This window comes from Serratia nevei, from assembly GCF_024160145.1.
Taxonomy (GTDB): domain Bacteria; phylum Pseudomonadota; class Gammaproteobacteria; order Enterobacterales; family Enterobacteriaceae; genus Serratia; species Serratia nevei_A.
This window is the reverse complement of the sequence record NZ_JAMYWQ010000038.1, coordinates 29913-45591: the sequence shown is the minus strand read 5'-3', so window position 1 is coordinate 45591 and position 15679 is coordinate 29913. Positions and strand designations below refer to the sequence as shown.

Annotated in this window: 14 protein-coding genes; 11 read left to right on the top strand and 3 right to left on the bottom strand. The window is 62.7% G+C overall.

The genetic code is table 11. From position 1 onward, the window contains the following. Positions 1-180: 180 nt before the first annotated feature. The 3 genes from M6G53_RS20790 to panM are packed head-to-tail and all read right to left on the bottom strand — an operon-like array spanning position 181 to position 3849. Complete coding sequence (locus tag M6G53_RS20790) at positions 181-2199, bottom strand: hypothetical protein (protein WP_436286543.1); 2019 nt, start codon at positions 2197-2199, stop codon at positions 181-183. A gap of 43 nt (positions 2200-2242) precedes the next feature. Beyond that, positions 2243-3460 carry a DUF3142 domain-containing protein gene (locus M6G53_RS20785; RefSeq protein ID WP_253334204.1) on the bottom strand — a complete coding sequence of 406 codons (1218 nt, stop codon included), beginning with the start codon at positions 3458-3460 and terminating at the stop codon, positions 2243-2245. After that, positions 3457-3849 carry an aspartate 1-decarboxylase autocleavage activator PanM gene (gene panM, locus M6G53_RS20780; RefSeq protein ID WP_253334203.1) on the bottom strand — a complete coding sequence of 131 codons (393 nt, stop codon included), beginning with the start codon at positions 3847-3849 and terminating at the stop codon, positions 3457-3459. Before panM ends, M6G53_RS20785 begins: the two co-directional genes overlap by 4 nt. A gap of 405 nt (positions 3850-4254) precedes the next feature. Between panM and M6G53_RS20775 the strand changes: the two genes are divergently transcribed. From M6G53_RS20775 to ugpQ, 11 genes are all read left to right on the top strand, one after another. Further along, the gene (locus M6G53_RS20775) at positions 4255-5370 is read left to right on the top strand and encodes a branched-chain amino acid ABC transporter substrate-binding protein (RefSeq protein WP_004934358.1); all 1116 of its coding nucleotides are present in this window, start codon (positions 4255-4257) and stop codon (positions 5368-5370) included. 117 nt (positions 5371-5487) lie between these two features. Next, positions 5488-6414 (top strand): high-affinity branched-chain amino acid ABC transporter permease LivH, encoded by a 927-nt coding sequence (gene livH / locus M6G53_RS20770; RefSeq protein ID WP_038874154.1) that lies wholly within the window; start codon positions 5488-5490, stop codon positions 6412-6414. Further along, positions 6411-7694, top strand: a complete 1284-nt coding sequence (locus tag M6G53_RS20765) for a high-affinity branched-chain amino acid ABC transporter permease LivM (protein WP_060441197.1) — start codon at positions 6411-6413, stop codon at positions 7692-7694. The genes livH and M6G53_RS20765 overlap by 4 nt, the downstream gene beginning before the upstream one ends. After that, a complete protein-coding gene (livG, locus tag M6G53_RS20760) occupies positions 7691-8461 on the top strand; it encodes a high-affinity branched-chain amino acid ABC transporter ATP-binding protein LivG (RefSeq protein WP_253334202.1) in 771 nt (256 codons plus the stop codon). The genes M6G53_RS20765 and livG overlap by 4 nt, the downstream gene beginning before the upstream one ends. Before the next feature lies 1 nt (position 8462). Next, positions 8463-9164, top strand: coding sequence for a high-affinity branched-chain amino acid ABC transporter ATP-binding protein LivF (gene livF / locus M6G53_RS20755; protein WP_033636687.1), 702 nt, complete (start codon positions 8463-8465; stop codon positions 9162-9164). A 44-nt stretch (positions 9165-9208) separates the two neighbouring features. After that, complete coding sequence (locus M6G53_RS20750; protein ID WP_253334201.1) at positions 9209-10396, top strand: aminotransferase-like domain-containing protein; 1188 nt, start codon at positions 9209-9211, stop codon at positions 10394-10396. 312 nt (positions 10397-10708) lie between these two features. Beyond that, positions 10709-12028, top strand: coding sequence for a sn-glycerol-3-phosphate ABC transporter substrate-binding protein UgpB (ugpB, locus tag M6G53_RS20745; RefSeq protein ID WP_253334200.1), 1320 nt, complete (start codon positions 10709-10711; stop codon positions 12026-12028). A gap of 78 nt (positions 12029-12106) precedes the next feature. Then, the gene (gene ugpA / locus M6G53_RS20740; protein WP_015376293.1) at positions 12107-12994 is read left to right on the top strand and encodes a sn-glycerol-3-phosphate ABC transporter permease UgpA; all 888 of its coding nucleotides are present in this window, start codon (positions 12107-12109) and stop codon (positions 12992-12994) included. Continuing rightward, positions 12991-13836: a sn-glycerol-3-phosphate ABC transporter permease UgpE gene (ugpE, locus tag M6G53_RS20735; RefSeq protein ID WP_019455301.1), complete on the top strand. Its 846-nt coding sequence runs from the start codon at positions 12991-12993 to the stop codon at positions 13834-13836. Before ugpA ends, ugpE begins: the two co-directional genes overlap by 4 nt. A gap of 5 nt (positions 13837-13841) precedes the next feature. Beyond that, on the top strand, positions 13842-14912 hold the full coding sequence (locus M6G53_RS20730) for a sn-glycerol-3-phosphate import ATP-binding protein UgpC (RefSeq protein ID WP_253334199.1): 1071 nt from the start codon (positions 13842-13844) through the stop codon (positions 14910-14912). Beyond that, positions 14912-15649, top strand: a complete 738-nt coding sequence (ugpQ, locus tag M6G53_RS20725) for a glycerophosphodiester phosphodiesterase (protein ID WP_033644980.1) — start codon at positions 14912-14914, stop codon at positions 15647-15649. Before M6G53_RS20730 ends, ugpQ begins: the two co-directional genes overlap by 1 nt. Positions 15650-15679: the final 30 nt, after the last annotated feature.

Below are 15679 nucleotides of genomic sequence, written 5' to 3'. Positions count from 1 at the left end.
TCAACCTGCTCAACAACAGCAATTTTAAAAGACAAAGGATAGTCGCGTTGTGTGCGTTTAAACTCGGCCATTATCACGTTCTCCGGATTTAAGTCGAAAACGTGTCAACGCTATTCAGGACGGGTCAATATTCGAAAAAAAGCCCGGCAAGCCGGGCTTTTTCATGCCTGAAATTCGGCGTTATGGTGCAACAGTGGCGAAGTCCGGCGCCGGGCAGTCGTAGCCGAATTTCGCCGCCCACGGGTAGCGGGTGCCGGTGTTGATGTAGCGCTGATACAGCACCCGGCCGGTCTTGGCGTCGCGCTTGATGACCCAGCTGGCGGCGTTGCACAGCACGGCGGCGTAGGCCTGGCTTTTCGGCGGCAGCAGATCGGCCGCCTGTTGCGCCAACCCCACCGCCTGCCAGCGATAGTGCAGGAAACGGTTGTCCTGCGCCGGCAGCGCCGCCTTGGCGCGCGCCGCTTCTGCGCTGTCGATCCAGCTTTTGTGCTTCAGCTCGCGAGTATCGAACGCATCCCCCAGATAGGAATAGCCGGCGCCATAGATGGCGTAGTCTGGCGTCATCTCATAGCCGGTAAATTCGAGCCCCTGGGCACGCAGCAGGTTGGCGGCGCGATAGTAAGCCTGCGCGCGCGCCAGCGGCGCGGCGGACTTGTCCTTGGCGGCCTTCAGCTCATCGGCATACTGCTGCGCCGCCTGGCGATAGTTGGGGATATCGAAGTAGGCCTGCGCCTCCGCGGCCCGCCCGGCGCGCATCAAGCGCCGCGCCAGCAGCTCGCGCAGCTGCACTTCCGGCGTGATCTGCTGGCCGCCGTAGTCGTCCGGGTTAACCGGCTTGAGCGGCGTCGCCGGTGCCGGGGCGTGTTTATCGACAAAGCCTTTCAACTCATCGACGGTCAGCACCCGCTCCGCCACATCGGCCACGTCGGCCCAGTAGAGCGCTTTGCCGCGATACAGCAGGTCCATCGCCTGCAGATAGTCGCCGCGGTTCAGCGCCAGGATCGCCTGTTCGCCGGCCACCCGGCACTCGGGCACGATGGTTTCCGCGACAAAGTCGGCGTTGCGCTGTTCGCCCCAGCTTTCGTCGGCGGGGAACGCGCTTGCCGCCTTGGCGTAGGCGGCGGTGGCGGCTTTCACATCACCCTCACGCAGCGCCATTTTGGCGCGCAGCCACCACGCCAGGCCGCTGTCGCCGGCGTTTTTCAGCAGGCTGGCCGCCATCGGATACTGCCCGGAACGGTAGGCCAATGCCGCCAGCCGATCGCTGCCGGCGAAGCCGCTTTTCACCGTGCCGTCCAGCAGCGTCAGGATCTGGCTGATGATCTGTGCGGAGCGGCCGTTGCCGTCGGTATCCGCCATCTGCAGGTTGCCGCTGCGGGCGAACAGCTCAATGGTCACCAGCTGTTGGATTAGGGGATCGCCGATCACCTGCTTCAGCGTTGCCAGATGGTCGGGATTGACCAGGAAGCTGGAGACGTATTGCAGCGACTGCCCGCCGCTCGGATCGCCCTGCGCCGCCTGCTGTGCGTACAGGTGGGCGGCGGGGGCGACGTCACCCAGCCACAGGTGGATGCGCGCCTGCTGCCCGAGGCTGCTCAGCGCCAGCCGATCGGGGTCGGCGGTGCCGCTTTTCACCCGATCGATCACCTGCTGGAACGCCGCCAGCGCCTGTTCAAGTTCGGCTTTAGGCGGATGCTCGGCGGCGGGCGCCGCTTCACCAGATTCATTCATCGGCGTGCCGTGGTCATTCATCAACACCCGCCCAAGCGAATACTGCGCCCGCAGTCCCCAGTCGCCCTGTTCGGCGGCCGGCAGCTTCAGCACCTGCTGGAAATACTCTGTGGCGCGCGGATCGTGGCTGGCGAAAGCGACGGCGCCCAGTTGATAAAGGCGTGCGGCGTTGGACAACCCCTGAGTATTGACGGCGTCAGCCTCTTCCACCGTTTTGGCGGCGCGCATTTTGCCGATCGCCACCGTTTCCGGCGACTGCGGCATCGGTTTCGGTGGCATCGGCGGCGGCGGGGATTGCCAGCGCGGCAGCTGCTTATCCGCCGGCACCAGCCGGCCGGCTTCGAAGGCGAAATTGCCCTCCGGCATATACAGCAGGGTGCCGTTGCGGTCGATCAGCAGCCGATTAGGAAAATCCGGGCCGCAGGCATAGCCGTTCAGCGGCAGCGCCAGCGCGGCGCCGATCAGCATGGCCAGCGGAAGAAGGCGGCGGGTGTTCCGTGCCGCGCGCGAATCAAGGTGTGACAAGGGTGCCTCCTGGCGTCAGTTGTTGGCAGCGCAGCCAGCCCAGCGGCCGGGATTGCCCGGCGTGCAGCTGGTCGCCGCTGATGCGGATAAAGCGTTGCCGTTGCGGTGCGGATTCCAACCGGTAGTTGCCGACCGCGTCGGCCGCCAGGCAGTCGTCGGCGCGGATGACCACCTCTTGCGGCAGCGGGGCGTCCACCGGCCCGTTGTTCTGAATTATCAGATCATACAGCCCGTTTTGCTGTGGCTGAGGCCTAAATTTTACCTGCCAGTCGACGTTCAGCGGCCGCCGTTCGATCACCGCTCGCAGCGTGGCGAGCGACCAGGCGCGCCGATCGTCCGCCAGCGGCAAGCGGAACCAGAGAATGCCGCGCAGCCGGGGTGGCGTTTGCTGCGCCAGCGTCTGCAGAAAATCGGCGATTTGCTGCGGCGCGACCGTCAGCTCGCGGCCGTTGCCCGCCACGCGCAGCGAGGATTCGCTCTCCACCTGCGCGCCCTGCGCATCAAACCCCAGCAGCGCCATGCCATAGGCCGGCAGCGCGACGCGAAACGGTTTCGGTGTGACAGCGGCATACTGCCGCACCCAGCGCAGCGCTAATGGGCCGTCAAACAGCCCTTGCTGCGGCGAGAGCACCGCATGCACTTGCAGGACGGAGCTGTCGGCCTGTTGCAGTACGCCGGGCAGGTCGGGCGAGCCGATCCAGGCCGGCAGGGCGGTGATGCCGAGTTGCAAAGCGGCGGGCAGCCGTTGGCGCAGCCGCTGTAGAAAGCGTTGGTAGTCCGGCAGGCGGGCGGTGGCGGCGTCATGATCGATCTCGACGCCGGTGACGGGCAGCCCGGCCGCCTGCCAGCGCTGGGTGAGCGCCAGCAGACGCTGGATAATGGCTTCTTGGTCCAGCTGCGGCAGCTGGCCGTCGAGGCGCGCCACCAGCCAGAGCGGGCGGCCGTCCTGCTTCAGCAGGCTGAGATCGGCCGGGATTTCCCGCCAGCCTTCGCGCGGATGCACCTGCAGCGCCAGCACTCTCAGCCCGTCGAACAGATCGCGGCTGTGAGCCAGCGCAGCCGCGTGCTGCGGCGTCCAAACCCGCTGCCAGACATAAACCTGCTGATCCCAGCCTGAGGCCAGGCGCAGTGCCTGCTGGCGCCCGAAGAACGCGGCCGCCAGCCCGAGCGCAATCAAGGCCAGCGCCGCCAGCCGGCGTTTCATTTTTGCCAGAGATCGCCCTGCGGTGCGAAGCCGCAGGCGCGCATGAAGTTATCGACTTCCCCACGTTCGCGCGGCGCCAGGCCGGCGGTCGACAGCTGCCAGTGGGCGACCTGCGGCAGTTGACGCTGTGCATCCTGCACCAGGTAAAGACCGACGCCGCGGCGGCGCGTCACTTCGCGCACCAGCAGGTCATGCAGCTCGGCGCGGTCGTCCTGCAACGCGATTTTCACCGCGCCCAGCAGGCGCTCGTTAAAGCGAGCGGCGAACAGCGCCTTGCCGTCGCTCAGCCAGCCCTGCCACTGCTTAGGCTGCTGATGCGGCCAAATTTTACCGAGGTCGATAAGGTCTTGCGGGGACAGCGCGGTCAGGCGCTCGATGGTCAGTTTCATGCAGAATTTCCGCGCAGCTAAATGATGCCGACAGTGTAATAGATCTTGTGCAGAGCGTTGTGTAAGTTTTTCTGTACGATTACTGTGCAATATGTTTTTTGCACGGGGCATTTTCCGAGTAAATAGTTAGTAAACGGATTGTTAACCAGCACAACGCGCTACGCCTCAAGGTAAACAGCGCAGATTTAATTCGAATTTTATCCTGTTTACGCCGCTTGTTTCTGCCTGATGAAGTTGATTTGCAGCAGAAAATTCCTGTTTAATGGTATGAAAAATAAAGTCTTATTAGAAAATAATGCCGATAAAACGCCTAAATCATTATTACTTATAACAAAAGCGGTCAATAACGATCGGGTGCAGGCAAACACAACAGGTACGTTCACAACGACAGATGGGGATTTGCGGATGAAATTAACAACAGGTAAGGCACTGCTGGCGGGCTGTATTGCGATGGCCATGAGCCAGGCGGCCATGGCGAAAGACATCAAGGTGGCGATCGTCGGGGCAATGTCCGGCCCGGTCGCGCAGTATGGCGATATGGAGTTTACCGGCGCGCGCCAGGCGATTGCCGACATCAACGCGAAGGGCGGCATCAAGGGCGACAAACTGGTCGGCGTGGAATACGACGACGCCTGCGATCCGAAGCAGGCGGTTGCGGTAGCCAACAAGGTGATCAACGACGGCATTCGCTATGTGATTGGCCACCTGTGTTCTTCTTCCACCCAGCCGGCGTCCGATATCTATGAAGACGAAGGCGTGATCATGATTACCCCGGCGGCCACCAACGCCGATCTGACCACCCGCGGCTACAAGATGATCCTGCGCACCACCGGCCTGGACTCGGATCAGGGCCCGACCGCCGCCAAATACATCCTCAGCGACATCAAGCCGAAGCGCATCGCCGTGGTGCACGACAAGCAGCAATACGGTGAAGGCCTGGCGCGCTCGGTGCGCGACAGCCTGAAAAAACAGGGCACCGAAGTGGCGATGTTCGAAGGCATCACCGCCGGCGACAAAGACTTCTCCACCCTGGTGGCGCGCCTGAAGAAAGAAAATATCGACTTCGTGTACTTCGGCGGTTATTACCCGGAAATGGGCCAGATCCTGCGTCAGGCCAAGCAGGCCGGGTTGACCACCCGCTTTATGGGGCCGGAGGGCGTGGGCAACTCCTCGCTGTCCAACATCGCCGGGGCCGCCTCGGAAGGCATGCTGGTGACGCTGCCGAAACGCTACGACCAGGTGCCTGCCAACCAGCCGATCGTCGATGCGCTGAAAGCCAAGAAGCTGGATCCGACCGGCCCATTCGTCTGGACCACCTATGCCGCGCTGCAGTCGCTGACCACCGGCATGGAGCGCAGCGGCAGCCAGGAGCCGGCGGATATCGTCAAGGATCTGAAAACCGGCAAGCCGGTAGACACCGTGATGGGGCCGCTGACCTGGGATGACAAGGGCGATCTGAAAGGCTTCGAGTTCGGCGTGTTCGAATGGCATGCCAACGGCACGTCCACACCGATCAAATAAGCCATAATGATTAGGGTGGGGCGCAGCCCGCTGCGCCCGGCGGGTCGGCTTGCCGGCCCCGTCTCCCTTTACCCGCCGGTTCTCCGCCAGCGGGTTTCGCAGCCAAGGGTTCAGAGTATGTCAGAGCAGCTCCTCTATTTTCTGCAGCAGATGTTCAACGGCTTAACGTTGGGCAGCACCTATGCATTGATCGCCATCGGGTACACCATGGTTTACGGCATCATCGGCATGATCAACTTCGCCCACGGCGAGGTGTACATGATCGGCAGCTATGTCTCCTTTATCGTCATCGCTGCCCTGATGATGCTCGGCATCGACGTCGGCTGGTTGCTGATCGGCGCCGCGTTCCTGGTCTCGATCGTCATCGCCAGCGCTTACGGCTGGAGCATCGAGCGGGTGGCCTACAAGCCGGTGCGCAACTCCAAGCGCCTGATTGCGCTGATCTCGGCCATCGGCATGTCGATATTCCTGCAAAACTACGTCAGCCTGACGCAGGGCTCACGCGATCTGGCGCTGCCCAGCCTGGTGACCGGCCAGTGGGTGCTGGGGGAAAGCAACGGCTTCGCCGCCACCATCAGCACCATGCAGCTGATCATCTGGCTCGTGACCTTCCTGGCGATGCTGGCGCTGACGCTGTTTATCCGCTATTCGCGCATGGGCCGCGCCTGCCGCGCCTGTGCGGAAGACCTGAAGATGGCCAGTCTGCTGGGCATCAACACCGACCGGGTGATCTCGCTGACCTTCGTCATCGGGGCGGTGATGGCGGCGGTGGCCGGGGTATTGCTCGGCCAGTTCTACGGCGTCATCAACCCTTACATCGGCTTTATGGCCGGTATGAAAGCCTTCACCGCCGCGGTTCTGGGCGGTATCGGCAGCATTCCCGGCGCGATGATCGGTGGTCTGGTGCTGGGCGTGGCGGAAGCGCTGACCTCTGCCTACCTCAGCACTGAATATAAAGACGTGGTGTCGTTCGCGTTGCTGATCGTGGTGCTGCTGATCATGCCGACCGGCATCCTCGGGCGTCCGGAGGTTGAGAAAGTATGAAACTCAATCTGCTCAATGCGCTGATCGCCACGGCGGTGCTGTTCGTGATGGCGTCGTTCCTGATGGGCATGCAGCTCAGCCTGGACGGCACCAAGCTGGTGGTGCACGGCGCGGCGGAAGTACGCTGGATGTGGATCGGCATCGGCTGCGTCATCGTCTTTTTCTTCCAGCTGTTGCGCCCGCTGCTGCAGCAGGGATTGAAAAAAGTCTCCGGCCCGGCGTTCGTGCTGCCGAGCTTCGACGGCACCACGCCGCGGCAAAAGCTGCTGGCGGCTCTGCTCATCGTCGCGGCGGTCGCCTGGCCGTTCCTGGTGTCGCGCGGCACGGTGGATATCGCCACCCTGACGCTGATCTACGTGATGCTGGGTCTCGGCCTCAACGTGGTGGTGGGCCTGTCCGGCTTGCTGGTGCTCGGCTACGGCGGTTTCTACGCCATCGGTGCCTACACCTACGCGCTGTTGAATCACTATTACGGCCTCGGCTTCTGGGAGAGCCTGCCGCTGGCGGGCATCGTCACCGCCGCCTTCGGCTTCCTGCTCGGTTTCCCGGTGCTGCGGCTGCGTGGCGACTATCTGGCGATCGTGACGCTCGGCTTCGGTGAGATCGTGCGCATCCTGCTGCTGAACAATACCGAGATCACCGGCGGGCCGAACGGCATCAGCCAGATCCCGAAACCGACTTTCTTCGGCCTGGAGTTCAACCGCAGCGTGCGCGACGGCGGCTGGGATACCTTCCATAACTTTTTCGGCCTGAAATACGATCCGAGCGATCGCATCGTGTTCCTGTACCTGGTGGCGCTGTTGCTGGTGGTGCTGACGCTGTTCGTCATCAACCGCCTGCTGCGCATGCCGCTGGGGCGCGCCTGGGAAGCGCTGCGCGAAGACGAGATCGCCTGCCGCTCGCTGGGCCTCAGCCCGACGCGCATCAAGCTGACCGCCTTTACCATCAGCGCCGCTTTCGCCGGGTTTGCCGGCACGCTGTTCGCCGCACGCCAGGGCTTTGTCAGCCCGGAGTCCTTCACCTTCGTCGAATCGGCCTTTGTGTTGGCGATCGTCGTGCTGGGGGGCATGGGCTCGCAGTTCGCAGTCATTCTGGCGGCGATCCTGCTGGTGGTGTCGCGCGAGCTGATGCGCGATCTGAATGAATACAGCATGTTGTTGCTGGGTGCGCTGATGGTGCTGATGATGATTTGGCGGCCGCAGGGGCTGTTGCCGATGAAACGGCCGCAGCTGAAGCTGCAGGCGGCGGACATTCACGCGGGCAAGGGGGAGCAGGCATGAGCGTTCAACCTTTACTGCAGGTGGAGGGCCTGTCGATGCGTTTCGGCGGGCTGCTGGCGGTCAACAACGTGGCGTTGACGCTGAACGAAGGCGAAATCGTGTCGCTGATCGGCCCCAACGGCGCCGGTAAGACCACGGTGTTCAACTGCCTGACCGGTTTTTACCGCCCGACCGGCGGCACCATCAAATTGCGCGATCGCCACCTGGAAGGATTGGCGGGGCAGGCCATCGCCCGCATGGGGGTGGTACGCACCTTCCAGCACGTGCGGCTGTTCCGTGAAATGACGGTGATCGAAAACCTGCTGGTGGCGCAGCATCAGCACCTGAAAAGCGGCGTGTTCGCCGGGCTGTTGAAAACCCCGGCCTTCCGCCGCGCCGAAGCCGAAGCGCTGGCGCGTGCGGCGGAGTGGCTGGCGCGCGTCGGCCTGCTGGAGATGGCCAACCGTTCGGCGGGCAACCTGGCCTATGGGCAGCAGCGGCGGCTGGAGATCGCCCGCTGCATGGTGACCCGGCCGGCGCTGCTGATGCTGGATGAACCGGCCGCCGGCCTCAACCCGAAAGAGACCGACGAGCTGGATCACCTGATCGTCGAGCTGCGCGATCGGCATAAGGTATCGGTGCTGCTGATCGAGCACGACATGAAGCTGGTGATGGGTATTTCCGACCGCATTTACGTGGTGAATCAGGGCACGCCGCTGGCGCAGGGCACACCGGCGGAGATCCGCAACAACCCGGACGTGATCCGGGCTTATTTGGGCGAAGAATAATATGTTGTCATTCAATCAGGTATCCGCCCATTACGGCAAAATTCAGGCGCTGCATCAGGTCAGTCTCACGATAAGCCAGGGCGAAATCGTGACGTTAATCGGCGCCAACGGCGCCGGTAAAACCACGCTGCTCGGCACCCTGTGCGGCGAGCCGCGCGCCAGCGAAGGCAGCATCGTCTTTCAGGACCAGGACATCACCCAGTGGCAAACCTCGCGCATCATGCGCGAAGCGGTGGCGATCGTGCCGGAAGGGCGGCGCGTCTTCTCGCGCATGACGGTGGAAGAAAACCTGGCGATGGGCGGCTTCTTCGCCGATCGCCGGCAGTATCAACAGCGCATCGAACGGGTGTTCACGCTGTTCCCGCGCCTGCTGGAGCGCCGCAACCAGCGCGCCGGCACCATGTCCGGCGGCGAGCAGCAGATGTTGGCCATCGGCCGCGCGCTGATGAGCCAGCCGAAACTGCTGCTGCTCGACGAGCCCTCGCTCGGGCTGGCGCCGATCATCATCCAGCAGATTTTCGACATCATTCAGCAGCTGCGGGAAGAGGGCATGACCATCTTCCTGGTGGAGCAAAACGCCAATCAGGCGCTGAAATTGGCGGACCGCGGTTATGTGCTGGAAAACGGCCGCGTGGTGTTGGAAGATACGGGGGCTGCATTGTTAGCCAACGAAGCAGTGAGGTCGGCGTATCTGGGCGGTTAATCCGCCCCCCTACGAATTAAAATAATCAGGTACGAGAAGAAGAAATGAAGACAGAAGGGTTACTCGCGCAGCGCATCGTTAACGTAAAAAGTTCGGCCATCCGTGAATTGCTTAAACACAGCAAGATGGAACACGTCATTTCGCTGGCGGGCGGCATCCCCTCTGATGCGCTGTTCGATTTCGAAGGATTGAGCATCGCCACCCAGCAGGCGATCACCGAACAGCCGAAAAGCGCGTTCCAGTATGGCCTGACCGAGGGCAGCCCGCTGCTGCGTGAGCGCATTTGCGCGCTGTGCGCCGAGCGCGGCGTCACCGCTGGTGCGGAAGAGGTGATGGTCACCGCTGGCTCGCAGCAGGCATTGGATTTGGTGATGCGCGCCATCGTCAACCCCGGCGACGTGTTCGTGGTGGAGCGCCCGACCTACCTGGCGGCGCTGCAAACGCTGGAGCTGGCGGAAGCCAACATCATGTCGGTCTCGTCCGACAGCGACGGCATGGTGGTGGAAGAGCTGGCCGAGCTGCTGAAAACCCAGCGCATCAAGGGCGTGTACGTGGTGCCGAACTTCGGCAACCCCAGCGGCATCACCCTGAGCGCCGCGCGCCGCGAACGGCTGGTGAAGCTGGCCGCCGAACATAACTTCCTGATCATCGAAGACGATCCGTACGGCGAGCTGCGTTTCACCGAAGAGCGCCACCCGACGCTGCATCAGGTGTCGCAGCGGGTGCTGGGCAACACCGACCACATCATCTATACCTCGACCTTCTCCAAGATCCTGGCGCCGGGCCTGCGGTTGGGCTGGGCGATCCTGCCGCCGTTCCTGCTGCATAAAGTGGCGATCATCAAGCAGGCGGCGGATCTGCACGCCAGCGCGCTGTCGCAGAGCATCGTCGAATGCTACCTCGGCCTGGGCCGCCTGCCGGCGCAGATCGACAAGATCCGCGCCGCCTACAAACAGAAGGGCGAGATCCTGGCCGGTTTGGTGGAGCAGGAGCTGGGCGACTACATCACCTTCGATAAGCCGAAGGGCGGCATGTTCCTGTGGGCACGTTTCCGCCGGCCGTTCAACGCCACCGAATGGCTGAACGCTACCCTGCAGCAGGGCGTGGTGTTCGTGCCGGGGGAATACTTCTTCTCCGACAACCCGGATCGTTCGACCTTCCGCCTGTCGTTCGCCACCGCCACCGAACAGCAGATGCAGGAAGCGGTGGCGCGTCTGCGCCGTTCGCTGTAATCCTCACGGCGGCGGAACCCATGCCCGCCGCCGACATCAAACCGCCATCTTCACTTCACCTTGCCGTCATGTGGCTGTCATATAACGGTTATTTTTCTGTCATCCGCGCATGGCATGTTATCCCCCGTCATCTTTCGAGCCGCAGCGTTGTTGGCTGCCCGACTGCCCCCCTGTCACTTAGTTAGCTAAGCTCCAGGGTGCCAGCAGGTTGCCGCCTAGCTGCAACTCGAAAGCTATAGGGGGCACTCCCTCATCAAGAATTGATTCTTTTCGCTCACGCGCTTTTACACCAGCTTTTTTCAGGAGTTAGGCATGCTCACCTACGCTATTCGCAAAACCACGCTGTGCGTCGCGTTGACCCTGGCGGTCAGCACTCAGGCGCTGGCGGCGACCGAGATCCCGTTCTGGCATTCGATGGAAGGCGAACTGGGTAAGGAAGTGGATTCCCTGGCGGATCGCTTCAACCAGTCGCACAGCGACGTCAAGATTGTGCCGGTTTACAAAGGCAACTACGAACAGAGCCTGGCGGCGGGCATCGCCGCTTACCGCTCCGGCAAGGCGCCGGCGATCCTGCAGGTTTACGAGGTGGGCACCGCCACCATGATGGCCAGCAAGGCCATCAAACCGGTCTACGAAGTGTTTAAAGAGGCCGGCATCAACTTCGACGAGTCGGTGTTCGTGCCGACGGTGGCCGGCTATTACACCGACAACAAGAGCGGCCATCTGCTGTCTCAGCCGTTCAACAGCTCCACGCCGGTGCTGTACTACAACAAAGACGCCTTCAAAAAGGCCGGCCTGAACCCGGATCAGCCGCCGAAAACCTGGCAGGAGCTGGCGGCGGATACCGCCAAGCTGCGTGAGGCCGGCATGAAGTGCGGCTACGCCAGCGGCTGGCAGGGCTGGATCCAGCTGGAGAACTTCAGCGCCTGGAACGGCGTGCCGTTCGCCAGCGAAAACAACGGCTTCGGCGGCACCAACGCCAAGCTGGAGTTCAACCAGCCGCTGCAGGTCAAGCACATCGCGCTGCTGGAGGCGATGAACAAGAAGGGCGATTTCACCTACTTCGGCCGCAAAGACGAATCCACCGAGAAGTTTTATAACGGCGACTGCGCCATCACCACCGCGTCATCCGGTTCGCTGGCGGACATCAAGCACTACGCCAAATTCAACTACGGCGTCGGCATGATGCCGTACGACGCCGACGCGAAAAACGCGCCGCAGAACGCCATCATCGGTGGGGCCAGCCTGTGGGTGATGAACGGCAAAGACGCCGCCACCTACAAGGGCGTGGCCGAGTTCCTGCAGTACCTGGCGCAGCCGGAAATCGCCGCCGAATGGCACCAGAAGACCGGCTATCTGCCGATCACCACCGCCGCTTACGATCTGACCAAGCAGCAGGGCTTCTACGACAAGAACCCGGGTGCCGACGTCGCCACTCGCCAGATGCTGAACAAGCCGCCGTTGCCGTTCACCAAGGGCCTGCGTCTGGGCAACATGCCGCAGATCCGCAGCGTGGTGGATGAAGAGCTGGAGGGCGTGTGGACCGGCAAGAAAACGCCTCAGCAGGCGTTGGACGCCGCCGTGCAGCGCGGTGACGTGCTGCTGCGCCGTTTCGAAGCCTCAACCAAGTAACCCTGCGTCGCGGGCCCGTCCGATCGGGCTCGCGTCTTCACGCCGATCCTTGCGTACCCGATTAATGGTTTAACGTCTATGTCATCTTCCCGTCCCGGTTTCGGCTGCAGCTGGTTGCCCTATGCGTTGGTGCTGCCGCAGCTGCTGATTACCGCCGTCTTCTTTTTATGGCCCGCCGGCGAGGCGCTGTGGTATTCGGTGCAGAGCCTCGATCCGTTCGGCCTGTCCAGCCAGTTTGTCGGGCTGGATAACTTTAAGCAGCTGTTTCAGGATCCTTACTATCTCGATTCGTTCTACACCACGCTGATCTTCAGCTTCCTGGTGGCGGGCATCGGGCTGGCGGTGTCGCTGTTCTTCGCCGCGCTGGTGGACTATGTGCTGCGCGGCAGCCGCCTCTATCGCACGCTGATGATCCTGCCCTATGCGGTGGCGCCGGCGGTGGCGGCGGTGCTGTGGATCTTTCTGTTCAACCCCGGCCTGGGGTTGATCACCCATTTCCTCAACGGGCTGGGCTATAACTGGAACCATGCGCAAAACAGCGGCCAGGCGATGTTCCTGGTGGTGCTGGCCTCGGTATGGCAGCAGATAAGCTATAACTTCCTGTTTTTCCTCGCGGCGCTGCAGTCGATCCCGCGCTCGCTGGTGGAGGCGGCGGCCATCGACGGCGCCGGCCCGGTGCGGCGTTTCTTCCATCTGGTGCTGCCGCTGATCGCGCCGGTGAGCTTCTTCCTGCTGGTGGTCAATCTGGTGTACGCCTTCTTCGATACTTTCCCGGTGATCGACGCCGCCACCGGCGGCGGGCCGGTGCAGTCCACCACCACGTTGATCTACAAGATCTACCGCGAGGGCTTCGCCGGATTGGATCTCTCCAGCTCTGCCGCGCAGTCGGTGATCCTGATGCTGCTGGTGATCGGCCTTACGGTGATCCAGTTCCGCTTCGTTGAACGTAAGGTGCGCTATCAATGATTGAGAATCGACGCGGGCTGGATATCTTCAGCCATGTGATGCTGATTATCGGCGTGCTGGTGGTGCTGTTCCCGCTGTACGTGGCCTTTGTCGCCGCCACGCTGGACGACAAGCAGGTGTTTCAGGTGCCGATGACGCTGGTGCCCGGCGGCCACCTGTGGGAGAACATCCGCAATATCTGGCAGGGCGGCGTGGGCAACCTCAAAGTGCCGTTCTCGCTGCTGCTGCTGAACAGCGTGATCATGGCGCTGGCGATCACCTTCGGCAAGATCGCGGTGTCGGTGCTGTCGGCTTACGCCATCGTGTACTTCCGCTTTCCGCTGCGCAGCCTGTTCTTCTGGCTGATATTCCTCACCCTGATGCTGCCGGTGGAGGTGCGCATTTTCCCGACGGTGGAGGTGATCTCCAACCTCAACCTGCTGGACAGCTACACCGGCCTGACGCTGCCGCTGATGGCCTCGGCCACCGCGACCTTCCTGCTGCGCCAGTTCTTCATGACGCTGCCGGATGAGCTGCTGGAGGCGGCGCGCATCGACGGCGCCGGGCCGATGCGTTTCTTCTGGGACATCGTGCTGCCGCTGTCGAAAACCAATCTGGCGGCGCTGTTCGTCATCACCTTTATCTACGGCTGGAACCAATACCTGTGGCCGATCCTGATCACCAGCGACGCTTCGATGGGCACCGCGGTGGCGGGCATCAAGAGCATGATCTCCACTTCCGGCGCGCCGACCCAGTGGAACCAGGTGATGGCGGCGATGATTCTGACTTTATTGCCACCGCTGGCGGTGGTGCTTCTGATGCAGCGCTGGTTTGTGCGCGGTCTGGTTGATAGCGAGAAATAACGACGATGGCAGGATTAAAACTACAGGCGGTCACCAAGTCTTACGACGGTAAAACGCCGGTGATCAAACAGATCGACCTCGATGTGGCGGACGGCGAATTCATCGTGATGGTCGGCCCGTCCGGCTGCGGCAAATCCACGCTGCTGCGGATGGTGGCCGGGCTGGAACGCACCACCAGCGGCGATATCTATATCGATACCCGGCGCGTGACCGATCTGGAGCCCAAGGATCGCGGCATCGCGATGGTGTTCCAGAACTACGCGCTCTATCCGCACATGAGCGTGTACGACAACATGGCCTACGGCCTCAAGATCCGCGGTTTCGGCAAGGATCATATCCGCCAGCGGGTGGAGGAGGCGGCGCGCATTCTGGAGCTGGAGCCGCTGCTCAAACGCAAACCGCGCGAGCTTTCCGGCGGCCAGCGCCAGCGCGTGGCGATGGGGCGCGCCATCGTGCGCGAACCGGCGGTATTCCTGTTCGATGAGCCGCTGTCCAACCTGGACGCCAAGCTGCGGGTGCAGATGCGCCTGGAGCTGCAACAGCTGCACCGCCGTCTGAAAACCACCAGCCTGTACGTGACCCACGATCAGGTGGAGGCGATGACGCTGGCGCAGCGGGTGATCGTCATGAACAAGGGCGTGGCGGAGCAGATCGGCACCCCGAGCGAAGTGTACCAACGGCCGGCTTCGCTGTTTGTCGCCGGCTTTATCGGATCGCCGGCGATGAACCTCTTGCCCGGCACCCTCAGCGCCGACGGCGGCCAGCTGCTGCTGGCGGACGGCATGGCGCTGCCGTTGCCGGCGGCCAAACCGCAGTGGGCGGGGCGGCAGTTGACGTTGGGCATTCGGCCGGAGCATATTCAGCCGGTGGCGCAAGGCCAGGGCGTGCCGCTGCAGCTGCAGACGCTGGAACTGCTGGGGGCCGACAATCTGGCGCATGGCCAGTGGGGCGGCCACGGGGTGATCGCGCGGCTGTCGCACGAAACCTTGCCGGCGGCGGGCAGTACGCTATATTTGCAGCTGCCTGTTCAGGCGCTGCACTTCTTTGACACCCACAGCGGATTACGGATGGATTGATGACTAGACCCTGGCCTTACCCTCATATCGTTGCCCACCGCGGCGGCGGTTCTCTGGCGCCGGAAAACACCCTGGCGGCGATCGACGTCGGCGCGCGCCACGGCCACAAGATGATCGAGTTCGATGCCAAGCTGGCGCAGGACGGGCAAATTTTCCTGCTGCACGACGACACGCTGGATCGCACCAGCAACGGTTGGGGCGTGGCGGGCGAACTGCCGTGGGACAAACTGGTGCAGCTGGACGCCGGCAACTGGTACAGCTCGGCCTTCAAGGGCGAGCGGTTGCCGCTGTTGTCGGAGGTGGCGGAACGCTGCCGGGAACACGGCCTGATGGCCAATATCGAGATCAAGCCGACCACCGGCAGCGACGATGAAACCGGCCGGGTGGTGGCGCTGGCGGCGCGGCTGCTGTGGCAAGGACAAACCGATCCGCTGCTTTCCTCCTTCTCGGTAGAAGCGCTGGCGGCGGCGCAGCGCACCGTGCCGGATTTGCCGCGCGGCCTGCTGCTCGAGGCCTGGGACGACAACTGGCGCGAGCTGACCGAGCGCCTGGACTGCGTCTCGCTGCATATCGATCACAAAGCGCTGACCGCCGAGCGGGTCAAAGCGTTGAAAGACGCCGGGCTGCGCATTCTGGTGTACACCGTCAACCAACCGGATCGCGCGCGTCTGCTGCTCGACTGGGGCGTTGACTGCATTTGCACCGACCGGATAGATTTGATTGGCCCGGATTTTTAATCCGGCGCCGATGAACCCGCGACGACAAGC